Source organism: Xanthomonas sp. 1678 (assembly GCF_031455575.1).
Classification (GTDB): Bacteria; Pseudomonadota; Gammaproteobacteria; order Xanthomonadales; family Xanthomonadaceae; genus Xanthomonas_A.
Window position 1 is genome coordinate 672,273 of sequence record NZ_JAVDSZ010000002.1, and the last position, 22,955, is coordinate 695,227.

The following is a 22,955-nucleotide window of genomic DNA, read 5'->3' on the forward strand; positions in this document are numbered from 1 at the left end:
ACAGTCTGTCGCGACTGAAGTCGCTCCTACAAGGGCGGCATCTCGACGGGATGCCCGATGTGGCAGCAGCAGGATCGCTGCCGTGCATTGTCATCGCGGCTACAGCATCTCCGGCTTGAACAGCCGCCGCCGCGAGACTTCCGCGCCGGACAGCATGAACTTGCCGTCGCCGCGGTAGTGCAGGGTCCTGGGTAGTTTCGGCGACGTGGCGACCTGCGCCTTGACCACTTCCCAGATGAACAGATTGTGCCTGGCGATCTGGCGGCCATCGTGCAGGCGGCACTCGAAGCTGGCATGGCACTCGGCGATCGACGGCGCATCGACCTGCGTGCCGGCCACCGCGGTCAGCCCGAAGTGCGCGAACTTGTCGAGCTGCGCGCCGCTGCTGTTGCCGATGCCGACCACGGTGTCGAGCAGGTCCGCGGTCGGCAGGTTGATCGTGCATTGCCTGCTGCGCCGGACCAGCTCGAAGCTATGGTTGGCGCTGGAGATGCAGCAGGCGATCAGCGATGGCGAGAACTCCAGCACCATGTGCCAGCCCATGGTCATGATGTCGCGCTGCCCTTTCCACGCCGAGGCGACCAGCACTACCGGGCCGGGTTCCAGGAGCCGGCGCACCTGGTCGAGCGGGAAATCGTGCTTGCGGTAGCGACGCATGGCTGCGGCCTCGCTTCGATGGCGATGGCACACAGTCTGGCCATCGGCGGTGAATGCGGCGTCGGCGCCCTAGTCCAGCCGATGGATCGCATCGGCGATGCGTTCCACTTCCTCGGCCTGGTGGCTGACGTAGAGCATCGGCAGGCGCACCTCGTCGCGCACGCGCTGCAGGTACGGGATCAGCTCGCCGCGGCGTTGCGCGTCCAGTGCCGACAGCGGTTCGTCGAACAGCAGGATCGCCGGCTGCGACAGCAGCGCGCGGCCGATCGCCACGCGCTGCGCTTCGCCGCCGGACAGATTGCCCGGGCGCCGCGACAGCAGCGGCGCGATGCCGAGCAGCTCGACCACCGCATCGAAGCCGAAGCGCTCGGCCTGGCCGCGGCCGTGGCGGCCGTAGCCGAGGTTGCGGCGCACGTCCATGTGCGGGAACAGCCGCGCGTCCTGGAACACGTAACCGATCCGGCGCCGGTGGGTGGGCACGTCGATGCCGGCGTCGCTGTCGTAGAGCACGCGCGCGTCGATGACGATGCGCCCGCTGCGCGGCCGCAGCACGCCGGCGATGGCGTTGAGCATGCTGGTCTTGCCGACGCCGGAAGGACCGACCAGCGCGACCACGCGCGCCTGTTCCTCGACCCGCAAGCGGCGCTGGAAACGGCCGCGCTGCACTTCGATGTCGATGCTCAGCATCGGCGCGGGCTCCCGTGCCGCGAACGCGGTATGAGCAGGAGGCGCGCAGCGGCGTTGGGCCGGCTCATGCGTCCGCCTCCGGCCCGCGCTGGCGCCGCACCAGCCATTCGGACAGCAGCAGCGCGGCCAGCGAGATCGCCAGGGCCACCGCCGCCAGCCGCCAGATGCCCGCTTCGCCGCCGGGCACCTGCAGCAGGCCGTAGATCGCCGCCGACAGCGTCTGCGTTTCCCCGGGAATATTCGACACGAAGGTGATGGTGGCGCCGAATTCGCCCAGCGCCTTGGCGAAGGCGAGCGCGGTGCCGGCGACCAGCCCCGGCCAGGCCAGCGGCAGGGTGATGCTGAAGAACACCCGCCACGGGCCAGCGCCGAGCGTGGCCGCGGCCGCCTCCAGGCGCCGATCGGTGGATTCCAGGGCCAGACGGATCGCGCGCACCATCAGCGGGAATCCCATCACCGCGCTGGCCAGCGCGGCGCCGGTCCAGCGGAACGCGAACTGCACGCCCAGATGCTCCAGCAACCAGGCGCCGACCGGTCCCTGCGTGCCGAGCACGATCAACAGCACGTACCCGGTGACTACCGGCGGCATCACCAGCGGCAGGTGCAGCAAGGCATCCAGCAGCGATTTGCCGGGGAAGCGGCGCCGCGCCAGCAGCCAGCCGCAGGCCACCCCGAACGGCAGGCTGCCCAGCGCGGCGACCAGCGCGACCTTGACGCTGAGCGCGATGGCGGTGAGTTCCTGCGGCGTGAATGCGAACAACGGCGACGGCTCAGGGCGCGAGCGAGAAACCGCGGCGCTGGAAGATCGCCTGCGCCGGCGGCGTACCCAGCCAGCGCACGAAGTCGGCCGCGGCCGGGTGCTTGCTCGCGCGCAGCGCCGCCACCGGATACACGATCGGCGCATGGCTGTCGGCGGGGAACACCGCCACCACCCGCACCTTCGGCTCGGCCTTGGCATCGGAGCCGTAGACGATACCCAGCGGCGTTTCGCCGCGCGCGACCAGCATCAGCGCGGCGCGCACGCTGTCCGATTCGGCCAGCCGCGCCTGCACGCCGTCCCACTGGCCGAGCGTCTGCAGCGCGGCGCGCGCGTACTTGCCGGCCGGCACGCTGTTGGTCTGGCCGAGCGCCAGCCGGCCCTGCGCGCCGAGCGCAGCGGCGAGCGCGCCGGGCTTGCGCAGATCGACCTTGGCCGCGCTCGACGCGGGTGCGACCAGCACCAGCGTATTGCCCAGCAGATTGCGCCGCTGCGCCGGAGCGACCAGTTGGCGCTGCTGCAGATAGTCCATCCACTCCAGGTCGGCGGAGAAGAACACATCCGCCGGCGCGCCCTGTTCCACCTGCCGCGCCAGCGCCGAGCTGGCCGCGTACGACACCTGCACCGGCGTGCCGCTGGCGCGCTGATAGGCCGCGGCGGCCTCGTCCAGCGATTCCTTCAGGCTGGCGGCGGCGAACACGGTCAACGGCGTCTGCGCCAAGGCCGGCACGGCCATGGCGACGGTGAGCGAGAGCAGGCACAGCAAGCTGCGTAGCGTACGGGACATGGGGGATGCTCCGGGGACATCGGGGGGACAGCGGCGATCGACTGGACGTGGCGCACTTGGCGCGCCAGCCGCCGGTGCTGCAGCGCGACCGTGCGGCGGCACTTGCCGCATCCTAACGCCTTCACTGTGGCGAGGGGGACAGATCGTCGGTGCGGCCGGCCTGGATGTTGGCGCGCACCGACGGTTGCATCAGCCGCGGCTGCGCCAGCGTCGCGTCGCGCGCCTGGCGCAGCGCGACGAACGCTGCTTCGTCGACGCCGTCGCGCACATGGATGTTGTCGCGACGCTGCGCGCCGATGCTGGTTTCGCAGGCGACCGCGCGGCCGCCGGCGCCATAGTCGTGGCAGACGAACACGCGGGTGGCGGCGGGCAGCGCGTAGAGCCTGTGGATCGAACGGAACAGCGTCGCCGCGTCGCCGCCGGGGAAATCGCAGCGCGCGGTGCCGCTGTCGGGCATGAACAGCGAATCGCCGGGAAACAGCGCATCGCCGATCAGGTAGGCGATGCTGTCGTCGGTATGCCCGGGCACCGCGATCACTTGGGCGGACAACGCGCCGATCGCGAACCGCTCGCCGTCGGCGAACAGATGATCGAAGCCGCAGCGCGTATCGCCGTCGTCCTCGGCCAGGCCGAACTGCGGCGCGAAGCGCGCGCGCACCTGGCGGATGCCCGCGCCGATCGCCAGCGTCGCCTGCGGCCAGCGCCGCTTGAACCACTGCGCGGCGGAGACATGGTCGGCATGCGCGTGGGTTTCCAGGATCCAGCGCAGTTGCAGGCCACGCGCTTCAACCAGCGCGGCCAGGCCTTGCGCCGGCGCATCGCGCAGCGCGCCGGTGTCCGGATCGAAGTCCAGCACCGGGTCGATCACCGCGGCCTCGTGGCCGTCTTCGACCAGATAGCTCCAGGTGCCGGAACCGGCGTGGTGGAAGGGGTGGACGTTGGGAACCTGGCTCATGGGCCTGCCTTGGCGGGAGAGGAACGGCCGGCGCTGCAGTAGATGCCGTGCAAGGTATCGAGGATGCGCTGCGCCGGGCCGGGGACCAGCGAATAGTAGATGGTCTGCCCGTCGCGGCGGGTCTGCACCAGGCCGTCCTCGCGCAGCAGCGCCAGGTGCTGCGACAGCGCCGATTGGCTCAGGTCCAGGCGCGCGTTGAGCTCGCCCACTGAGTGTTCGTGGTCCACCAGCAGGCACAGCAACAGCAGCCGCTTTTCGTTGCCGAGCGCCTTCAGCAGGCGCGCGGCTTCGCCGGCATGCGCGCGCATCGCCGCAGGATCCATCGCGGGTTGCAGGCGGCGGGCCATCGGACTCAGAAGGCGACCGGCAGGCCGGCAGCGGTCCAGCCGAGGAAGCCGCCGTTCAACGAGCGCACCGCGCTGTAGCCGAGTTGCTGCAGGCTCAGCGCGGCCAGCGTGGAGCGGCCGCCGGTGGCGCAGTACAGCAGGATCGGTTGGTCGCGCCGCGATAGTGCCGGATCGGTGTCGAGACGGAATTCGAGGATGCCGCGCGGGATGTTGATCGCGTTGGGCAGGTGGCCGACGGCGAACTCGCCGGGTTCGCGCACGTCGATGATCCATTCGCCAGGCAGCGGCGTGGCCGCGGCATCGGTGTCGATTTCGTGGATCTGCGGGCGTGCCCGGTCGACCAGGGCTTGGGCGGAGGAGTAGGGCATGGGGGGCTCCTGTGATGACAGTCCCTATAATATCAGTCGGTTCTAATATACGAAAATCGCGATTCATCTGGCGGCCATCTCTGTTCGCTGCGCCGACCGCTGTGGGTCGAGGCAGGCGGCTTTGGAAATCGATGCGCATGCGCGTCCACGCGGTCTTTGCGGCGCCGGCGTAGAGTCGGCGTTCCCCGTTGTGCATCTTCTGGAGACCTGCATGAGCATCGGCGACCCGATCCGCGTCACCCTCGAGCAGGAGGCGGATTTCGCGTTCCGCATCCAGTTCGACGAAACCGACCTGGCGCCGTGGCTGGGCGACGAGACCGCGCCGCTGGGCCACGAGCGCGGGCCGAACCCTTCGCGCATCCTGTTGGCCAGCATCGCCAACTGCCTGGCGGCGAGCCTGTTGTTCGCGATGCGCAAGTTTAAGAACGATCCGGTCGGCGTGGTCGCGCACATCACCGCCACGCCGATGCGCAACGCGGACGGCTACTGGCGCATTCCGCAGGCATCGGTGGAACTGCAACTGCCCGACGGCAACCAGGACTACGCGCAGCTGCAACGCATCCTCGACCAGTTCGAACAGTTCTGCGTGGTCACCCAGAGCGTGCGCCAGGGCATCGACGTGCAGGTCATGGTCAAGGACGCGCACGGCAATGTCCTGCTCGGCGACAAGAGCATCGAGGCCGGCGCGTGAGCGATCCGCTGCACATCGCCTGCCCGCACTGCCAGGCGCTGAACCGGGTGCCGGGCGACCGCCTGGCGGCGGCGCCGCAATGCGGCCGCTGCCATCGCGCGCTGTTCGTTGGTGCGCCGGTGGTGCTGACGGGGGACAACTTCGCCGCCCACGCCGAGCGCAGCGACATCGCGTTGCTGGTGGATTTCTGGGCGCCGTGGTGCGGCCCGTGCCGGACCATGGCGCCGCAGTTCGAGGCCGCCGCCGCGCAACTGGAGCCGCGCCTGCGCCTGGGCAAGCTGGATACCGAAGCACAGCCGGCGCTGGCGACGCGCTTCGGCATCCGCAGCATTCCGACTTTGGCGTTGCTGCGGCATGGGCGCGAACTGGCGCGGCACAGCGGCGCGATCGGTGCCGCCGAGATCGAGCGCTGGGCGCGGGCGCACGCGGGCTAGCGCATCCTGCTCGGGCACTGGAGCCCTTGTAGGAGCGGCTTCAGCCGCGACAGGCACTGCCAGTAAAGCGTGTCGCGGCTGAAGCCGCTCCTACAGGAAGCGATGGCCTGCGGGACTGCAGGCAAACATGCCAACCAAAACACGCCGATGCCTGGGTCATGGAAACGGCACGCAGTGCGCCAAGGCCCGCCGCCCCACCATCACTTCCCCAGCGCCGCGTTCAGCGTCGCCGCCAGATCCGCGCCGGCCTGACGCAACTGCGCCTCGGCGACCGGGCGCCAGGTCGTCACGTAGTCCGGCGGCAACTTGGCGCCGGGCGGGTAGAAGCCCGGGCGCAGCATGATCCGGCACGAGGCTTCGGCCCAGGCCGCGGCCGGCGGCGGCAGCGCGCTGCCGGCCGGCGAGGGCGCCGGCAGCGGCTGTGCCTGCAACTGCGCCAGGTAGTGCGCCTCGTCCAGGCCGCGGCTGCGCAGCAGCCCGCTGTCCCACAGCGCGTGCAGGTTGCTGCCCTTGCCCTCGAACTGGATCTGGACGGTGTTGGCGCCCTTGTCGCGCGCATAGCCGGCGTGCAGCGGCTGCTGGATATCGCCGGCGAAATGCACCACGAATTTCAGCGCCTGGGCGCGCGCCGCCTGCGGTTGGCTGCGGTCGGCCAGGATCGCGGCCTGGCGGCGCAGCGCTTCCACCGCGCAGTTGCCGTCGGGGCAATCGCGGTTTTCCTCGTAGTGGCACTGGTCTTCGCCGAGGTTGACGTAGTGCCAGGGGCCGGTGCGCTTGCCCATGTCCGGGTCGCTTTCGCGCAATTGGTCGGCCCAGTTGGCGACACCGGCCAGGGTCGGCTCGGCTTCGCCCTGCAGCAGTTGCTGGACCTGCGCGCGCGCCTGCGGGGTGAGTTGGGAGTCGGCCAGGTCGGCGACCAGGCGATGGCCCAGCGGGCCCCAGGCGAAGGCGGCCGACGGCGCGGCGGCCAGGGCCGCGGCGAGCGCGGCGGAAACGAAGAGAGAGGATTTCATGCGCGGATTCTAGCCGGCGCCGATGACGTTGCCATGGCCGCGTCATCGCGCCGTTGCGCAACCGCTAAGCCTCGCCCACGCGGCGAGGCCCGCGAGTGCGTTGGATCAGAAATACATCATGTACGCGACGCCGTAGGTGATCGGGTCGAGCTTGGCCTCGCCGAGCTTGCCGCTGTTTACTTCCACGTCGCTGCGCATGCTGGTCCAGCGCGCGTCCACGCGCAGCGCGCTGCGCTCGCCCACGGCGAAGTCCACGCCGGCATGTACCGCGGGGCCGAAGCTGTCCTTGAACTTGACGTCTTCCCTGGAGAACGCGCCCTTGCCGTCGGCGCCCAGGAAGGTGGTGTAGTTGAGGCCGACGCCGACGAACGGGGAGATGTCGCCGTTGCCGTTGAAGTGGTACTGCAGCGAGAACGTCGGCGACAGCGCCCAGGCGCGGCCGACATCGCCGCCCTGTTCCAGGCCGATCTTCTGCTGCCCGACCAGGGTCTGGATCTCCAGGCCGAGGTTGCCGCGGAAGAAGTATTCGTAGCTGAACGAGAGCGCCGGCGTGGTGTCGGCGCTGAAACGCTGGTCGGTGCCGTCCAGCGTGCCGTTCGACGAGCCGGGCACCATGCCGTGGATGCCGTAGCTGGTGGTGTAGTGGCCGGCCGACTGCGCCGCGGCGGGCAGGGCGATGGCAGCGAGGGCGGCGACGGCGAGACGGCGGAACAGGCGTGGCTTCATTGGGGACCCCGGTGGACGGCGAATGGGCGGATGCGAATCCCAGTGCCGGCCCGGCGGCGGCCGATCCACATCCTTGTGGAGCCTAGTCTGCCAGAGAAGCGGCGCCGCCGTGCAGCCCTCAGAACTTCATCACATAGGCCAGGCCGTACACCAGCGGATCGATCTGCGCGGTGCCCATGCTGGCGCCATCGACCTTGACCTTGCTGTCGATGTCGGCCCAGCGCAGGTCCACCCGCAGCGCCGAGGCGTCGGTGAGCGCGAAGTCCACGCCGACGTGCGCGGCCAGGCCCCAGGAATCTTCCAGCTTGAGCTTGGTGCCGGCCAGCGCGCCGCTGGTGTCCTCGCTGAAGAAGGTGGTGTAGTTGATGCCGGCGCCGACGAACGGGGAGACCTTGCCGGCGCTGTTGAAGTGGTACTGCAGCGAGACCACCGGCGGCAGCTGCTTGGTGCTGCCGACCTTGCCGACGCCCTTGACGTCGATGTCGTGCTTGAACGGCAGCGCGGCCAGCAGCTCGATGCCCAGGTCCTGGCGGACGAAGTATTCGAAGGTGACGGTCGGCTTGATGTCGCTGCCGATGCTCAGCGGCAGCGTGCCGCCGGCCAGCTTGCCGTTGTCGGACTTCGGGTTGACCTGGTGGGCGCCGATGCCCACGGTCCAATCGCCCTGCGACTGCGCCAGCGCGGGCAGGGCGCACAGCGAAAGGGCGGCCGCCAGGCCGGACAGCAGGAGGGGGGAGGTCTTGCGCATGATGAGGTCTCGGTTGGGTGTGGGCGCAGTGTCCTGCCGGGCACCGCGCGCCGCCTTGATCCTGATCAAACCCGGGTGCAGGGCGCGATACGGCCGGCCTGATAGAATGTCGTCCCCCCTTCCATCCGCCGCGTCAGGCGCGGCCGCAGGAGCTACTGAAATGGCAATCAAGGTTGGCATCAACGGTTTCGGTCGCATCGGACGCAATGTGCTGCGCTCGGCGGTACAGAATTTCGGCAGCGACATCGAGATCGTCGCCATCAACGACCTGCTCGAGCCCGACTACCTGGCCTACATGCTGCAGTACGATTCGGTGCACGGCCGCTTCGACGGCGAGGTGTCGGTCGACGGCAATCACCTGGTGGTCAACGGCAAGAAGATCCGCCTGAGCCAGGAACGCGATCCGTCCGCGCTGAAGTGGGACGAGGTCGGCGCTGAGGTGGTGATCGAATCCACCGGCCTGTTCCTGACCAAGGACACCGCGCAGAAGCACCTCGACGCCGGCGCCAAGAAGGTGATCCTGTCGGCGCCGTCCAAGGACGACACGCCGATGTTCGTGTATGGCGTCAACGACAGCACCTACGCCGGCCAGGCGATCGTCTCCAACGCCAGCTGCACCACCAACTGCCTGGCGCCGCTGGCCAAGGTGATCAACGACAAGTGGGGCATCAAGCGTGGCCTGATGACCACCGTGCACGCGGCCACCGCCACCCAGAAGACCGTGGACGGCCCCAGCAACAAGGACTGGCGCGGCGGCCGCGGCATCCTGGAGAACATCATCCCGTCCAGCACCGGTGCGGCCAAGGCGGTCGGCGTGGTGATTCCGGAGTTGAACAAGAAGCTGACCGGCATGAGCTTCCGCGTGCCGACCTCGGACGTGTCGGTGGTCGACCTGACCGTGGAACTGGAAAAGCCGGCCACCTACGCCGAGATCTGCGCCGAGATCAAGGCGCAGAGCGAAGGCGCGCTGAAGGGCATCCTCGGCTACACCGAGGACAAGGTGGTGGCCACCGATTTCCGCGGCGACGCACGCACCTCGATCTTCGACGCCGACGCCGGCATCGCCCTGGACAGCACCTTCGTCAAGCTGGTGTCCTGGTACGACAACGAGTGGGGCTATTCCAACAAGTGCCTGGAAATGGTCAAGGTGGTGGCGAAGTAAGCCAGGCCGCGTCCGTACCGTCGCGCCGGATTCATCGCTTTGCCGGACTTGCCGTGCAATGTCCCGGCGGTGAATCTGGCGGTTGAATCGGCGGGCGACAGGGGAATGCAAAAAGGAGCGCAACTGCGCTCCTTTTTGTTTGAGACATGCCAGGAGCCGATCGGTCGGCACCCGATGCGCTTGCATGGCTAGGCCTGGCGAGGTGCCCTCATGTCAGGCGGATGCGCCGGTTACAGCGAGTCCTTGGAGTTGTTGTCTTCGGTCTGCTCGTAGTCGGTGACGACGCCTTTCGCATCGTAGGAAACGGACAAGCTATAGCCTTTGACGTTGCGCGCGCCGACACCATGTTTCTGCGCCTCGTTCACTGCCTGTCCGGTGTGCCAGCCGGGCAACATTCCCCTGACGATTCCGCCCACGGTCTCGCGCACTTTCTCGCCATGCGATTCGGTGGGACTGTAGCTCCAGGACGTCTCATATCCGCCTTCCTTCGCGGAGGCTCTATGCACATAGTCCGGATCGCCATAGATGGCGCGAACCTCTTCCTTCGTCGTCTTGCCGAGGACCAAGTTCTTCTTCAGCGCTTCGGTCGTGTAGAGGCTCGGGTCGTCCACCTTGGCGGCGAATGCCGGAGCAGCGAAGGTGGCGGCCAGCATGGCCGAGATGCAAAGCGTGCGAAAAGGTTTCATGGTCATGTCCGTTTACCTTGTGATTGCGCCTGAATTTCAAATTCCATCCATACCATGCTGACACACCCGCATTCGGCTCGCATCAGCGATGCGCGCCGAGCTTAGGCATGCCGAAACGGCACCGTCAATATGATATTTGCGCTCATGCGCATTCATGCGGGTCGACGCACGCTGCATGGCGCATGGGCCTGCGGACAGCGCCCGCGTTGCGCGTGGTCGGCAGACCACTGCAAGCTCGGAGAGCGTCTTGTGATGGGATGCGCTCTTTCCGACATCGGTTGCCAGCGCTCGCAGCCAAAGGAGGGGCGTGCGACGTGTTGGCTCTGCAGACGGCGTCCCGCCTAGCCAGCCGCCGCGGCCAGCGCGCTGGCGCCCGCGGTGGGTATCGCGTCACCGCGGGCGGCGTGCGTGCATGTGGCGTTGCGGGGCGCCGCGATCACGCCGCGCCGCGCGTGTCTGCCTCCAGGCCCGGGTCCAACGATGCGAGCAGGGTGGCGCGGCAGGTGGCGAGGATCTCGTCCGCCAGCGGCGAATCGTCGGGGCAGGCCCGCGACATGACGATCGCGCCGAGGGCGTGCGCCAGCATGTCCAGGCGCTTGGCGCGCGCTTCGCCGGGGCTGCCGCCGGTCGCTGCAGCGTCCTCGCGTTCCAGGGCCGCCAGTATGCCTTCGATGCCGTCCGCGAACGCGGCCCGCACCGCCTCCGGCTGGCGCGCGGCGTCGCCGCCCAGCGCGGCCATGGTGCAGCCGACCGTGCGGGTATCGCGGTGCGCGCGCGACACATAGCGACGGACGAATTCCGGCGAATCGATTCCACCGACCTGGGCCACCGTCTGCGCGATCCCGCATGCCGTCGCCTCCGCCGCCAGGTCGGCCTTGGACGCGAAGTGCTTGTAGAAGCCGCCGTGGGTGAAACCGGCGGCGGCCATCAGGTCGGCCACGCCGATCCCCTCGTAGCCGCGCTCGCGAAACAGCGCGGACGCGGTTTCGACGATATGCGCCCGGTTCGCCTGCGCCTGCGCCTTGCTGACCTTCATCGCGGATGCCCTCCAGCGTCGCCTTTTCCAGGGCCAAGGATACATTGATGCTGGTCGTCATCAAAACGTTGACAAGTTAGATTATGATCGTCATCATTGCGTGGCTGCTTCGATTCGCCTGTTTCCCGGGGGCGCCCGTCCATCGCCGCGACGCGCCGCATTGCGGTGCCGATCGTCGCGCCGCCGGCACGCCTCCACCTTCGAGAACCACGCCACCATGTCCGACACCGCACTGTTCACGCCGTACCCGCTGGGCTCGCTGACGCTCGCCAACCGCATCGTCATGGCGCCGCTGACCCGCAACCGCGCCGGCAAGGGCCTGGTGCCCAGCGAACTGGCCGCCACCTACTACGCCCAGCGCGCGTCCGCAGGCCTGTTGATCACCGAGGCGACGCAGATCTCGGCGGACGCGCAGGGCTATCAGGACACGCCCGGCATCTACACCCCGGCGCAGATCGAAGGATGGCGCGCGGTCACCGACGCGGTGCACGCCAAGGGCGGGCGCATCTTCGTGCAGCTGTGGCACGTCGGCCGCGTCTCGCACGTGGACCTGCGTCCCGGCGGGACCGCGCCGGTGGCGCCTTCGGCGATCGCCGCCGCCACCAAGACCTTCGTCAACAACGGCTTCGCCGACGTGTCCGCGCCGCGCGCGCTGGAGCGCGACGAGCTGCCGCGCATCGTGGACGACTTCCGCCAGGCCGCGGTCAACGCGATCGCCGCCGGCTTCGACGGGGTGGAGCTGCATGGCGCCAACGGTTACCTGCTGGAGCAGTTCGTCAAGGACGGCGCCAACCAGCGCAGCGACGCCTACGGCGGTTCCATCGAGAACCGCGCGCGCCTGTTGCTGGAGGTCGCCGCGGCGGTAGCCGAGGCCATCGGTGCCGAGCGCACCGGCGTGCGCATCTCGCCGGTGTCGCCGGCCAACGGCATCTCCTGCAGCGATCCGCAGCCGCAGTACGACTACATCGCCGAGCGACTCAGCGCGCTGGGCATCGTCTACCTGCATGTGGTGGAGGGCGCCACCGGCGGGCCGCGCGACGTGGCGCCGTTCGATTACGCGGCGCTGCGCAGCCGCTTCAAGCAGACCTATCTGGCCAACAACGGCTACGACCCGGCGCTGGCCAGCGCCAGCCTTGCCGCCGGCAGCGCCGACCTGTTCGCCTTCGGCCGCGCGTTCATCGGCAATCCCGACCTGGTCGAGCGGTTGCAGGCCGGCGCGCCGCTGGCCGCCCCGGATCCGGCCACGCTCTACGGCGGCGGCGCCAAGGGCTACATCGATTACCCGACGCTGGCCGAAAGCGCCAGCGCCTGAGCGGCACCGTCGTCCCACCGGCCACGTCGTCGTGGCCGCACTTTCCCTTTCGATCCGAAGAGACCACTCGCATGAGCAGCACCTCCACCGTCCTCATCACCGGCGCCTCCAGCGGCATCGGCGCCGTCTATGCGCAGCGCTTCGCCCAGCGCGGCCACGACCTGGTCCTGGTCGCACGCGACAAGACCCGCCTGGACGCCCTCGCCGCGCGCCTGCGCGCGGAGCACAAGGTCGCGGTCGACGTGCTGCAGGCCGACCTGACCGCAGCGGCCGACGTGGCGGCGGTCGAAGCGCGCCTGCGCGACGACGCGCGCATCGGCATCCTCATCAACAACGCCGGCATGGCCCAGTCCGGCGGCTTCGCCGAGCAGACGGGCGAGGGCGTCGAACGCCTGCTGGCGCTCAACACCACCGCGCTGACGCGGCTGGCGGTGGCGATCGCGCCGCGGCTGGCGCAGTCCGGCAACGGCGCGATCGTCAACATCGGCTCGGTGGTCGGCCTGGCGCCGGAATTCGGCATGACCGTGTACGGCGCGACCAAGGCCTTCGTGCTGTTCCTCTCGCAGGGCATGAACCTGGAACTGGCGCCCAAGGGCGTGTACGTGCAGGCGGTGCTTCCGGCGGCCACCCGCACCGAGATCTGGGAGCGCGCGGGCATCGACGTCAACACGCTGCCCGAGGTGATGGACGTCGAGGAACTGGTCGATGCGGCGCTGATCGGCTTCGATCGCCGCGAACTGGTGACCATCCCGCCGCTGCACGATGCCGACCGCTGGGACGCCCTTGACGGCGCCAGGCAGGCGCTGCTGGGAAGCATCCGCCAGGCCAATGCCGCGGAACGCTACCGGCCGGCGGCTTAAAGCCCGCCTGCCGCGAACGAGGCCATCACCATGGAAGCGCAACGCAATAGCTGGGTGCTGATCACCGGCGCATCGAGTGGATTCGGCGAGGAATTCGCCCGGCAGTACGCGGCGCGCGGCCACAGGTTGATCCTGGTCGCGCGGCGCCTGGACCGGCTCGATGCGCTGGCGCAGGCGTTGCGGCAGCGGCACGGCGTGGAGATCCTCGTCGAACAGGTGGATCTGTCGGAGATCGCGGCAGTGCGCCGGCTCCACGCCGGCCTGCAGGCGCGCGGCATCGACGTCGAGGTGCTGATCAACAATGCCGGGCACGGGCTGCAGGGGCGGTTCCTGGCGGCCGAGCTGGAGCCGGTGCTGTCGATGATCCAGCTGGATATCGCCAGCCTGACCGCAATGACGCACCTGTTCGGCCAGGACATGCAGCGGCGCCGGCACGGGAAGATCCTGCAGGTGGCCAGCCTGCTGGCCTACCAGGGCGTGGAAGACTTCGCGGTGTATTCGGCCGCCAAGGCCTACGTCCTGCGCCTGGGCGAGGCGCTGCATCGCGAGTTCGCCCGCGATGGCGTCACCGTGACCACGCTGTGCCCGGGACTGACCGACACCGGCTTCGCGCGCGTCGCCCAGCAGCGGATCACGCCCCAGCTCGCGGCGTTGATGATGCAGACGCCGCCGGTGGTGCGTGCCGGCATGCGCGCGCTGGACGCCGGTCGCATCAGCGTGGTGCCCGGGCTGATCAACAAGTTGAACGCGGTCTTCATGTGGGCGACGCCGCGCTGGATCCACCAGGCCGTGCTGTCGCGCATCCTCAACCGGTGATGGTCATGCGCCCGGGTTTCCGCTCGCTGTCGGTCCTGACCTCGCTGCTGTTTCTGGCGATCGCCTGCACCTGGATGTTCTCGCCGGATGCGATGCTGGCGAACTGGGAGATCGGCGCTTCGCCATCGGCCGAGCTGATGGCGCGACGCGGGGCCGCGCTGTATGCGGGCCTGAGCGTGATGTTCTTCATGGCGCGCGGCGCGGCGCCATCGCCGGCGCGTTCGGCGCTGGTGGCCGGCTTCGTCACCGCCTGTACGCTGCTGGCGGCGCTCGGCATCGGCGAACTGGCCAGCGGGCACGCAGGCCGCGGGATACTGGTCGCGGTGGTGCTCGAAATCGTGTTCGTCCTCGGGTTCGTTCTGGTCAGGGAAACATCATGAAAGCGTTCTTCATCGACGGCTATGGCAACAGGCACCCGGGCCGGATCGGCGAGCTGCCCGAACCGGAGGTGCGCGACGACGATGTGCTGGTGGAGGTGCATGCCGCCGGCGTCAACGTGCTCGACGCGAAGATCCGCAAGGGCGAGTTCAAGCTGATCCTGCCGTACCGCTTTCCGTTGGTGCTGGGCAACGACGTGGCCGGCGTGGTGCTGCGGGTCGGGGCCGGCGTGCGCCGTTTCAAGCCCGGTGACGCGGTGTATGCGCGTCCCGACCAGACCCGCATCGGCAGCTTCGCCGAACGCATCGCGGTCAAGGAAAGCGCGCTGGCGTTGAAGCCCGCCAACCTCGGCATGGAGGAAGCCGCCTCGGTTCCGCTGGTCGCGCTGACCGCATGGCAGGCCCTGGTGGAAACGGCGGGCCTGCAGAAGGGGCAGAAGGTGCTGATCCATGCCGGCTCCGGCGGCGTCGGCAGCATCGCCATCCAGCTCGCCAAGCACCTTGGCGCCTTCGTCGCGACCACCACCGGCACCGGCAACGTCGGCTGGGTGAAGGCGCTGGGCGCCGACCTGGTCATCGACTACCGGACGCAGGACTTCGCGACCCTCGTGCGCGACTACGACGTCGTCCTCAACAGCCTGGGCAGCGATGTGCTGGAGAAATCCCTGCGCGTGCTCAAGCCCGGCGGCAAGCTCATTTCCATCTCCGGCCCGCCGGACCCGGACTTCGCCGCGCAACAGGGACTGGCGTGGCCGCTGCGGCAGGTGATCCGCCTGCTCAGCGGCGGCATCCGCAGGAAGGCCAGGCGGCGCGGCGTCAGCTACGCCTTCCTGTTCATGACCGCCAACGGCGACCAGTTGCGCGAGATCGGCGCGCTGATCGAGGCCGGGATCCTCACCCCGGTGCTGGACCGGGTGTTCCCGTTCGAAGCGACGGCGCAGGCACTGGCCTACGTCGAGAGCGGGCGCGCCAAGGGCAAGGTGGTGATCAGGGTCGGCCAGCACTGAGCGTGCGCGCCGCCCCGAGCGCAGCGCGCTACAGCGCCTGCAGGATCAGCGAGTGCCAGCCGGTGCGGTAGGTTTCGTAGCCGGGCGAGGCGGCGTGCGCGATGCAGTGCGGACGCCCGTCGAGGTCGCTCAGCACCGCGCCGCGCGGTTGCTTGAACAGCGCTTCGCGGCCGGGGAAGTCGATCCGCTCCTGCAGCATGCGGCCGGCCGAATCGGCCAGGACCTGGCCGCGGTGGTCGACGATGCACACCCGGCTGCGGCCCCATTCCTGTTCCGACAGCGGGGTGCGCTGCACCACCGTCTGCGCCAGCGCGTCCCAGCGGAACACGATGCCCAGCACGCCCAGCACGCGCCCGTCGACACGGCCGCCGTCGCGCACCGTGCACGCATACACCAGCACGCGTTCGCCGTCGGCCAGGGTGCTGGCATGCACGTCCTGGAAGCCGAATTCCTCGCCGCTGCGAGTGCGCGCGGCGGTTTCGAACCAGGCCTGCGCGGACACGTCGCTGCCGACCGAGGCGTACTGCTGCGGGCGGCCGTTGGCCAGGACGCGGCCGTCGGTGCCGGCCAGCACCAGGTCGAAGTACACCGTGTACGAGTCCAGGATCTGGCCCATGCGCCGCGACGCATAGGCGAGTTCCTCGTCGTCGCGGCCGTGGCGCGCGGCGGCGACGATGGCCGCATCGGTCGCCCACCAGCGCACATCGCAGCTGCGTTCGTAAAGGTTGCGGTCGATCAGGTCGATGTTGCTCAGCGCCAGTTCGCTCAGGCGCGTGCGGCGCACGTCGTCCTGCAGCCGCTGCAGGGTGTGGCCCATGTCGGCGCTGGTGCTGGCGGCGACCTTGTCCAGGTCCTGGGTGGCATCGGCGACGCGCCGCGACAGCACGTCCATTTCCTGCGCGATGACGCTGAAGCCGCGTCCGGCCTGGCCGATCCGCGCCGACTCGATGCGCGCGTTCATCGAGATCACATGGGTGGTGCGGTTGATCTCGTCGATGCGTTGCAGCGAACGCCGCAGCTGTCCGAGCAGTTGGTCGGACAGGCCGACCACCGAACGGATATGGTCGTCGATGCCCGCTTCGGTGGGTTGGGCTGGCAGGTTCATTGGCACACTGTCGGTGGGAGGGAGGGGAACAGCGGGCGCAACGTGGGATAAGGGAGTTAGCGGCCGCCGATGCACCGGCTTTAGCGGCGCGTGCGCACCGCTGCGCGGCGCGAACCCTTGCCATGCCTGGGCTGCGTGTCCGCGGCCCGGGCCGCGCCGAGGCCGAACTCGTCTACCATCTGCGCCAGGACCGGCGTCGCCGGACCATTGGCACGCCGCGTTGCGGTGCGCCGCCTTGGGGATGGATGCCGGATGGAAGCGTTGATCGTGTTGGTGGTGGTGGCGGTACTGGCGGTGCCGGTGCTGCTGATCGTGTTGCTGGTGTCGTTGTCGGGTGTGCGCCGGCGCGTGGGGGTGCTGGAACTGCAACTGGCGCACTTGCGCGGTGCGGCGCCGCGGGCGGCGCAGGCCGATAGCGAAGCCGAAGCCGAATTCGATGCCGGGTTCGAGCAACGCGATGCGGCGGAAGGTCCGGTGTTCGTCACTGCGCCTGTCGTCATCGCACCCGCAGCGCCCACGCCACCGCCGCTGCCGCCGCAGTTCGCCCTCGCATCCACAGTGCGCGACGTTGCGGACACGGATGCCGACACGGCTGCTGCGCCAGCGCCGAAGACATATGTGCCGCAGGGCCCAGGCCCGCTCGAACGGCTGCTGGCCGGCGCCAAACGCTGGTTCACCGAAGGCAACGTGCCGGTCAAGATCGGCATGCTGGTGTTGCTGGCCGGTGTCGCCGCGTTGCTCAAGTACGCCGGCGACCAAGGCTGGTTGCGGATGCCGATCGAGCTGCGCTACGCCGGCATCGCCGCCGCGGCGCTGGCCGGGCTGGGCTTCGGCTGGCGCCAGCGCGAACGCAAGCGCAGCTTCGCGCTGGCCCTGCAGGGCGGCGCGATCGGCGTGCTGCTGCTGACCGTGTTCGCCGCGTTTAAGCTGTCGGCGCTGATTCCGGCCGGCGCCGCGTTCGCGTTGAGCATCGTGCTGGTGGCCAGCATGTGCGTGCTGGCGGTGGTGCAGGAATCGCGTACGTTGGCGGTGCTGGCCACGCTGGCCGGGTTCCTGGCGCCGATCTGGCTGTCCACCGGCAGCGGCAACCATGTCGGCCTGTTCTCCTACTACGCGGTGCTGAACGCGGCGGTGTTCGCGATCGCCTGGTACCGGCCGTGGCGGGTGCTCAACCTGCTCGGGTTCGGTTTCACCTTCGGCATCGGCACGCTGTGGGGCGTGCTGCAGTACCAGCCGGCGAAATTCGCCAGCACCGAGCCGTTCCTGCTGCTGTTCTTCGCCTTCTACCTGTTGATCCCGATCCTGTACGCGCGGCGCCAGCCGGCCACGCGCGGCAACCTGGTCGACGGCAGCCTGGTGTTCGGCACGCCGCTGGTCGCGTTCTCGCTGCAGGCCGGGCTGCTGCGCGGCGACGGCCTGGCGTTGGCGCTGTGCGCCCTGGGCCTGGCGGCGATCTACGCGCTGCTGGCCGCGGCGCTGATCCGGCGTACCCGCTTTGAGGTGCTCGGCCAGGCCTACGCGCTGCTGGCGGTCGGTTTCGCCACACTGGCGGTGCCGTTGGCGCTGTCCGCGCGCGCCACCGCCAGCATCTTCGCGCTGGAAGGCGCGGCGCTGGTGTGGCTGGGGCTGCGGCAGCGGCGCTGGTTGCCGCAGTTCAGCGGCGCCGGCCTGCAGCTGGCCGCGGCGATCGGCTTCGTGCTGGGGCTGGATGCGGCCTGGCAGGACACCCAGGCCGTGGCCAACGCGACCTTCATGAGCGGCGCGCTGCTGGCCCTGGCCGGTTTCGCCAGTGCCTGGAGCTATCGCCGCGCGGGCGCCGCCATGCCGGCGCTGGCCTATTACCTGTGGGGCCTGGCGTGGTGGTGCGGGATCGGGGTCGCGGAGATCGGACGCTTCGTCGACTATGCGGCGCGTGCCGATGTCTGGCTGGCGTTCGTTGCGCTCAGCGGCTGGCTGGCCGCCGAGGCGCAGCGGCGTTGGCCGGCGCGCGCGCTGGCGGCGACCACGCTCGGCGGCTTGCTGCTGGCGCTGCCGCTGGCGGCGCTGCAGGCCGATGCGCATGGCCAGCCGTTCGCCGGACACGGCGCCTGGGCCTGGACGCTGTTCGCGGTGCTCGGCGTGCGCAGCCTGATCTGCCTGCGCGGCAGCGGCGGTGGCGTGGCGAAGGCGGCGCAGTTCGTGTGGTGGCTGGTGTGGCCGTCGGTGCTGTCGCTGCTCGGCATGTGGCTGGCGCGGCGCTTCGACCTGGCCGAGGGCTGGCAATGGGCGTTGCTGCTGGCGCCGTGGCTGCTGGCGGCGGCGCTGTCGCTGCTGCGCTGGCGCTGGTTGGCCGCGCCGCTGGGGGCGGACTTCGATCCTTGCCGCAGCGTGCTGCAGGGCAGCTATTTCGGCCTGCTCGGGGTGGCCTGGCTGTGCACCCTGTTCGTGCCCGGCGCCAGTGCGCCGCTGCCGTGGGTGCCGCTGCTCAATCCGCTGGAACTGAGCCAGTTGCTGGTACTGGCGCTGGCCGCACGCTGGCTGTGGTCGCCGACCCTGCCGGCGGCGCTGCGCGGCTGGCGCCTGCAATTGCTGGCCGGCGGCGGTTTCCTGTGGATCACCAGCGTGACCCTGCACGCGGTGCACTACTGGAGCGGCGCGCCGTGGAGCGGGCTGCTGTCCGACGGCGTGGCGCAGACCAGCCTGACCGTGGTGTGGAGCGTGCTCGGCGTGCTCGGCTGGGTGCTCGGCTCGCGCCGCCGCCAGCGCGGCCTGTGGCTGGCCGGCGCGCTGCTGATGGCGGTGGTGCTGGGCAAGCTGCTGCTGGTGGATCGCGGCAATCTCGGCAACGTCGCCGGCATCGCCTCGTTCATCGCCTACGGCCTGCTGTGCACCGTGGTCGGCTATTTTGCGCCGGCGCCGCCGCGCGCCACCGAACCGGCCGAGGAGGCCCATCCATGAACCGCCTGATCTTTCCGGCCTTGCTGCTGGCGTTGTCGCCGCTGGCGGCATCCGCCGCCAGCCAGCGCGACGACTATGCGCAGCAATGGCCGCTGACCCTGCAGGATGCCGACGCCGGCGCCTACCGCGTGCAGCTCGACGATGCGGTGTACCGCAGCGCGCATCGCGCCTCGCTGGGCGACGTGGAGGTGTTCAACGCCGCCGGCGACGCATTGCCGTCCGCACTGTTCGCCGCCGAACAGGCCGAAACCACGCCGCGCCGGCAGCCGCTGCCGTGGTTTCCGCTGCCGCCGGTGGCCGGTGGCGGCGCCGACGACCTGGAGTTGATCGCCGAACGCGACGCCGACGGCAGCGTGCGCGGCATCCGCGCGCGCGTCGCCAGCACCCCGACCGGCGCGAGCGAGGCCGGTTGGCTGATCGACGCCAGCGCGCTGCGCGAGCCCTTGCGCGCGCTGTCGCTGCAATGGGCCGCCGATGCGCAGCCGCGGCAGGCGCGCTACCGGGTCGAGGCCAGCGACGATCTGCGCGATTGGGAAATGCTGGTGCAGGAGGCGACGCTGGTCGATTTGGCCAACCAGGGCAATCGCCTGCAGCAGCTGCGGATCGCCATCGACAGCCGCGCGCGCTATCTGCGGCTGCTGCCGTTGTCGTCGTCGCCGCTGCCGCGCCTGACTGGGGTGGAGGCCGAACTGGCGCCGGCGCCTGCCGCCGCCGACTGGCACTGGCAGCAACTGGATGCGCTGCGCGCCGACCCGGCGCAGCACAGCTTCGACTTCGCCTCGCCCGGCCGCTATCCGGTCGCGCAGCTGGACATCGCCCTGCCCGGCAACAGCGCGATCGAATGGCGCGTGCAGAGCCGCGACAGCGACGAGGCGCCGTGGCAGGACCGCGCCGGGCCGTGGGTGGCCTACCAGGTCGGTGCCGGCGCCGGCCGCTCGCCGCCGCAGGCCCTGGCGCAACCGGTGCGCGATCGCTACTGGCGATTGGTGGCTACGCAGGACCCGGGCCGGCAACGGCCGGCGCTGCGCCTGGGCTACCAGCCGGAAACGCTGATCTTCCTGGCCCAGGGCGCGCCGCCCTACGCACTGGCGGCCGGCAGCGCACGCACCCAGCGCGCCGCCGCGCCGCTGGCGACCACGCTGCAGGCGCTGCGCACGCAACGCGGACCGCAATGGACGCCGGCCACGGCCACGCTCGGCGCGGCGGTGCCGCTGGCCGGTGCCGCCGCATTGCAGGCGCCACCGCCGCCGCGCGACTGGAAGACCTGGCTGCTGTGGGCGCTGCTGGTCGGCGGCGCGCTGATCGTGGTCGGCTTCGCCTTCAGCCTGTTGCGCAAGCCGGCCACGCCCGGCGCGGACTGAGCGGTCAACTGCGGGGTGCCGCCGCGCGCCTGTGCCCCGCATCGCGGCCCGGGCGCGCTTGTCGCCCGTAGCCCGGCATCCGCGCGCGTTCAACGTTGCGCGACGTCCCGATTTGCCGCTGCGCGGCCGACGCCGGACAATGCCTTTCTTTCGTCGCCGGTGCGCGATGGCCGAGCACGCCGACAGCGGGCGTTGCAGCGGCGACGCCCATGCTGCGCGGCAGCTTCACTTCCCCCGCAACCCCACGATAGCGAGCAACCGACAATGCCCATCCTGCGAATGACCGATCTCGACCTGTCCGGCAAGCGCGTGCTGATCCGGCAAGACCTGAACGTGCCGATCGACGACAACGGCCAGATCACTTCCGAGCAGCGCATCCTGGCGTCGGTGCCGACGCTGCGCCACGCGCTGGAGCAGGGCGCGGCGGTGATGGTGACCTCGCACCTGGGCCGGCCCAAGGAAGGCGTGTGGACGCAGGCCGATTCGCTGGCGCCGGTCGCCGCGCGGCTGGCCGCGCTGCTCGGCACCGAGGTGCCGCTGCTGCGCGATTGGGTCGACGGCGTGGACGTGCAGCCGGGCAAGATCGTGCTGCTGGAGAACTGCCGCATGAACGTCGGCGAGGGCAAGGACGACGAGGCGCTGGCGAAGAAATACGCGGCGCTGTGCGACGTGTTCGTGATGGACGCGTTCGGCACCGCGCACCGCGCCCAGGCCTCCACCCACGGCGTGATCCGTTTCGCCCCGGTGGCGGCCGGCGGCCCGCTGCTGATGGCCGAGCTGGACGCGCTGGCCAAGGCGCTGGAGCATCCGGCCAAGCCGTTGCTGGCGATCGTCGCCGGCAGCAAGGTCTCGACCAAGCTGGAGCTGCTGTCGAACCTGGTCAACAAGGTCGAGCAGCTGATCGTCGGCGGCGGCATCGCCAACACCTTCATCGCCGCGGCCGGCTACCCGGTCGGCAAGTCGCTGTGCGAACCGGACCTGCTCGACACCGCGCGCAAGATCGTCGCCGACGCCAACGCGCGCGGCGCGGCGATCCCGCTGCCCACCGACGTGGTGGTGGCCAAGCAGTTCCTGCCCGACGCGCAGGCCACGGTGAAGGCGCTGGCCGACGTGGACGACGACGACCTGATCCTGGACATCGGCCCGCAGACCGCCGCGCACTACGCCGAGCTGATCGGCAAGGCCGGTACCGTGGTCTGGAACGGCCCGGTCGGCGTGTTCGAGTTCGACGCGTTCGGGCAGGGCACCGAAACCCTGGCGCGCGCGATCGCCGCCTCGCCGGCGTTCTCCATCGCCGGCGGCGGCGACACCCTCGCCGCGGTCGACAAGTACGGCATCGCCGGGCAGGTGAGCTACATCTCCACCGGCGGCGGCGCGTTCCTGGAATTCCTGGAAGGCAAGACCCTGCCGGCGGTGGCCGCATTGCAGGCGCGCGGCGCGTGAGCGCCGGTCCGCTGTTCTTCGACCTGGACGGCACCCTGGTCGATTCGGAGATCGGCATCGTCGGCAGCATCGCGCACGCGTTCGAGCAGTTGCGGCAGCCGGTGCCGGCGCCGGACGCGCTGCGCGCCTGGATCGGCCCGCCGTTGCGCGACAGCTTCCACGAACATTTCGACGATCCGGCGCTGGTCGAGCAGGCGCTGGCGCTGTACCGGCAGCGCTACGACGAGCGCGGCTGGCGCGAGCACACGGTGTTCCCGGAGATCGGCGCGGCGGTCGAGGCATTGGCCGCGGCCGGCCACCGCATGGCGGTGGTGACGTCGAAGAACGAACGTTTCGCCCGGCGGATCGTCGAGACGCTGCCGTTCGCCGTGCATTTCGAGGAGGTCGTCGGCGCCAGCGACGACGGCCAGCGCCGCTTCAAGCCGGACCTGATCGCCGAGGCGCTGCGGCGGCTGGCATTGCAGCCGGCGCAGTGCGTAATGATCGGCGACCGGCGCATGGACATCGAAGGCGCCAACCACCACAGCATGCGCAGCATCGGCGTGCTGTGGGGCTTCGGCGACGAGGCGGAACTGCGCCAGGCCGGTGCCAGTGCGTTGGCGCAGGTTCCAGGGCAGTTGCTGGCGTTGGTTGGCTGATGGTTCGGGACCGGGGACTCGGGACTCGGGAAAGCGGTTGCGCTG

The 22,955-nt window shown here is 70.0% G+C and carries 25 protein-coding genes; 12 read left to right on the forward strand and 13 right to left on the reverse strand.

Going from position 1 to position 22,955, the window contains the following annotated elements; all coding sequences use genetic code 11:
- Positions 1–99: 99 nt before the first annotated feature.
- The 7 genes from J2Y70_RS05960 to J2Y70_RS05990 all read right to left on the reverse strand — a co-directional run bounded on the left by J2Y70_RS05960 (position 100) and on the right by J2Y70_RS05990 (position 4,558).
- Positions 100–657: a flavin reductase family protein gene (locus J2Y70_RS05960; RefSeq protein WP_309914530.1), complete on the reverse strand. Its 558-nt coding sequence runs from the start codon at positions 655–657 to the stop codon at positions 100–102.
- A 69-nt stretch (positions 658–726) separates the two neighbouring features.
- Complete coding sequence (locus tag J2Y70_RS05965; RefSeq protein WP_309914533.1) at positions 727–1,344, reverse strand: ATP-binding cassette domain-containing protein; 618 nt, start codon at positions 1,342–1,344, stop codon at positions 727–729.
- A gap of 64 nt (positions 1,345–1,408) precedes the next feature.
- Positions 1,409–2,104 carry a molybdate ABC transporter permease subunit gene (modB, locus tag J2Y70_RS05970; protein ID WP_263395546.1) on the reverse strand — a complete coding sequence of 232 codons (696 nt, stop codon included), beginning with the start codon at positions 2,102–2,104 and terminating at the stop codon, positions 1,409–1,411.
- Positions 2,105–2,114: 10 nt separating this feature from the next.
- A complete protein-coding gene (modA, locus tag J2Y70_RS05975) occupies positions 2,115–2,888 on the reverse strand; it encodes a molybdate ABC transporter substrate-binding protein (RefSeq protein WP_309914536.1) in 774 nt (257 codons plus the stop codon).
- 121 nt (positions 2,889–3,009) lie between these two features.
- Positions 3,010–3,843 carry an MBL fold metallo-hydrolase gene (locus J2Y70_RS05980; protein ID WP_309914539.1) on the reverse strand — a complete coding sequence of 278 codons (834 nt, stop codon included), beginning with the start codon at positions 3,841–3,843 and terminating at the stop codon, positions 3,010–3,012.
- Complete coding sequence (locus J2Y70_RS05985) at positions 3,840–4,190, reverse strand: metalloregulator ArsR/SmtB family transcription factor (RefSeq protein WP_309914542.1); 351 nt, start codon at positions 4,188–4,190, stop codon at positions 3,840–3,842. The genes J2Y70_RS05980 and J2Y70_RS05985 overlap by 4 nt, the downstream gene beginning before the upstream one ends.
- A 5-nt stretch (positions 4,191–4,195) precedes the next feature.
- On the reverse strand, positions 4,196–4,558 hold the full coding sequence (locus J2Y70_RS05990; RefSeq protein ID WP_309914545.1) for a rhodanese-like domain-containing protein: 363 nt from the start codon (positions 4,556–4,558) through the stop codon (positions 4,196–4,198).
- A gap of 211 nt (positions 4,559–4,769) precedes the next feature.
- Between J2Y70_RS05990 and J2Y70_RS05995 the strand changes: the two genes are divergently transcribed.
- Positions 4,770–5,249 (forward strand): OsmC family protein, encoded by a 480-nt coding sequence (locus J2Y70_RS05995; RefSeq protein ID WP_309914548.1) that lies wholly within the window; start codon positions 4,770–4,772, stop codon positions 5,247–5,249.
- Positions 5,246–5,683: a thioredoxin TrxC gene (gene trxC / locus J2Y70_RS06000; RefSeq protein ID WP_309914551.1), complete on the forward strand. Its 438-nt coding sequence runs from the start codon at positions 5,246–5,248 to the stop codon at positions 5,681–5,683. Before J2Y70_RS05995 ends, trxC begins: the two co-directional genes overlap by 4 nt.
- A gap of 200 nt (positions 5,684–5,883) precedes the next feature.
- Here the strand turns inward: trxC and J2Y70_RS06005 are convergent, their stop codons facing one another.
- From J2Y70_RS06005 to J2Y70_RS06015, 3 genes are all read right to left on the reverse strand, one after another.
- Positions 5,884–6,696, reverse strand: a complete 813-nt coding sequence (locus tag J2Y70_RS06005) for a S1/P1 nuclease (RefSeq protein WP_309914553.1) — start codon at positions 6,694–6,696, stop codon at positions 5,884–5,886.
- Between the two features lie 105 nt (positions 6,697–6,801).
- Positions 6,802–7,422 (reverse strand): OmpW family outer membrane protein, encoded by a 621-nt coding sequence (locus J2Y70_RS06010; RefSeq protein ID WP_309914556.1) that lies wholly within the window; start codon positions 7,420–7,422, stop codon positions 6,802–6,804.
- 118 nt (positions 7,423–7,540) lie between these two features.
- Positions 7,541–8,170, reverse strand: coding sequence for an OmpW family outer membrane protein (locus J2Y70_RS06015; RefSeq protein WP_309914559.1), 630 nt, complete (start codon positions 8,168–8,170; stop codon positions 7,541–7,543).
- Between the two features lie 160 nt (positions 8,171–8,330).
- On the opposite strand from J2Y70_RS06015, the gene gap reads away from it, so the two are divergent.
- Positions 8,331–9,332 (forward strand): type I glyceraldehyde-3-phosphate dehydrogenase, encoded by a 1,002-nt coding sequence (gene gap / locus J2Y70_RS06020; RefSeq protein ID WP_309914562.1) that lies wholly within the window; start codon positions 8,331–8,333, stop codon positions 9,330–9,332.
- A gap of 230 nt (positions 9,333–9,562) precedes the next feature.
- On the opposite strand, the gene J2Y70_RS06025 is transcribed toward gap, so the two are convergent.
- Both J2Y70_RS06025 and J2Y70_RS06030 read right to left on the reverse strand, forming a co-directional pair.
- Positions 9,563–10,024: a hypothetical protein gene (locus tag J2Y70_RS06025; protein ID WP_263395530.1), complete on the reverse strand. Its 462-nt coding sequence runs from the start codon at positions 10,022–10,024 to the stop codon at positions 9,563–9,565.
- 430 nt (positions 10,025–10,454) lie between these two features.
- A complete protein-coding gene (locus tag J2Y70_RS06030) occupies positions 10,455–11,054 on the reverse strand; it encodes a TetR family transcriptional regulator (protein ID WP_309914566.1) in 600 nt (199 codons plus the stop codon).
- A 217-nt stretch (positions 11,055–11,271) separates the two neighbouring features.
- On the opposite strand from J2Y70_RS06030, the gene J2Y70_RS06035 reads away from it, so the two are divergent.
- From J2Y70_RS06035 to J2Y70_RS06055, 5 genes are all read left to right on the forward strand, one after another.
- On the forward strand, positions 11,272–12,366 hold the full coding sequence (locus J2Y70_RS06035; RefSeq protein ID WP_309914569.1) for an alkene reductase: 1,095 nt from the start codon (positions 11,272–11,274) through the stop codon (positions 12,364–12,366).
- Positions 12,367–12,437: 71 nt separating this feature from the next.
- Positions 12,438–13,226 carry an SDR family oxidoreductase gene (locus J2Y70_RS06040; protein WP_309914572.1) on the forward strand — a complete coding sequence of 263 codons (789 nt, stop codon included), beginning with the start codon at positions 12,438–12,440 and terminating at the stop codon, positions 13,224–13,226.
- A gap of 30 nt (positions 13,227–13,256) precedes the next feature.
- Positions 13,257–14,042: an SDR family oxidoreductase gene (locus J2Y70_RS06045; protein WP_309914575.1), complete on the forward strand. Its 786-nt coding sequence runs from the start codon at positions 13,257–13,259 to the stop codon at positions 14,040–14,042.
- The gene (locus tag J2Y70_RS06050; protein ID WP_309914579.1) at positions 13,985–14,422 is read left to right on the forward strand and encodes a hypothetical protein; all 438 of its coding nucleotides are present in this window, start codon (positions 13,985–13,987) and stop codon (positions 14,420–14,422) included. Before J2Y70_RS06045 ends, J2Y70_RS06050 begins: the two co-directional genes overlap by 58 nt.
- Positions 14,419–15,426 carry an NADP-dependent oxidoreductase gene (locus tag J2Y70_RS06055; RefSeq protein ID WP_309914581.1) on the forward strand — a complete coding sequence of 336 codons (1,008 nt, stop codon included), beginning with the start codon at positions 14,419–14,421 and terminating at the stop codon, positions 15,424–15,426. Before J2Y70_RS06050 ends, J2Y70_RS06055 begins: the two co-directional genes overlap by 4 nt.
- A 28-nt stretch (positions 15,427–15,454) precedes the next feature.
- On the opposite strand, the gene J2Y70_RS06060 is transcribed toward J2Y70_RS06055, so the two are convergent.
- Positions 15,455–16,531, reverse strand: coding sequence for a methyl-accepting chemotaxis protein (locus J2Y70_RS06060; protein WP_309914584.1), 1,077 nt, complete (start codon positions 16,529–16,531; stop codon positions 15,455–15,457).
- Between the two features lie 252 nt (positions 16,532–16,783).
- On the opposite strand from J2Y70_RS06060, the gene J2Y70_RS06065 reads away from it, so the two are divergent.
- From J2Y70_RS06065 to J2Y70_RS06080, 4 genes are all read left to right on the forward strand, one after another.
- Complete coding sequence (locus J2Y70_RS06065) at positions 16,784–19,468, forward strand: DUF2339 domain-containing protein (RefSeq protein WP_309914587.1); 2,685 nt, start codon at positions 16,784–16,786, stop codon at positions 19,466–19,468.
- Complete coding sequence (locus J2Y70_RS06070; RefSeq protein WP_309914590.1) at positions 19,465–20,829, forward strand: DUF3999 domain-containing protein; 1,365 nt, start codon at positions 19,465–19,467, stop codon at positions 20,827–20,829. The genes J2Y70_RS06065 and J2Y70_RS06070 overlap by 4 nt, the downstream gene beginning before the upstream one ends.
- Before the next feature lie 264 nt (positions 20,830–21,093).
- A complete protein-coding gene (locus J2Y70_RS06075) occupies positions 21,094–22,272 on the forward strand; it encodes a phosphoglycerate kinase (RefSeq protein ID WP_309914593.1) in 1,179 nt (392 codons plus the stop codon).
- Positions 22,269–22,910 carry an HAD-IA family hydrolase gene (locus J2Y70_RS06080; RefSeq protein ID WP_309914597.1) on the forward strand — a complete coding sequence of 214 codons (642 nt, stop codon included), beginning with the start codon at positions 22,269–22,271 and terminating at the stop codon, positions 22,908–22,910. The genes J2Y70_RS06075 and J2Y70_RS06080 overlap by 4 nt, the downstream gene beginning before the upstream one ends.
- Positions 22,911–22,955 lie beyond the last annotated feature (45 nt).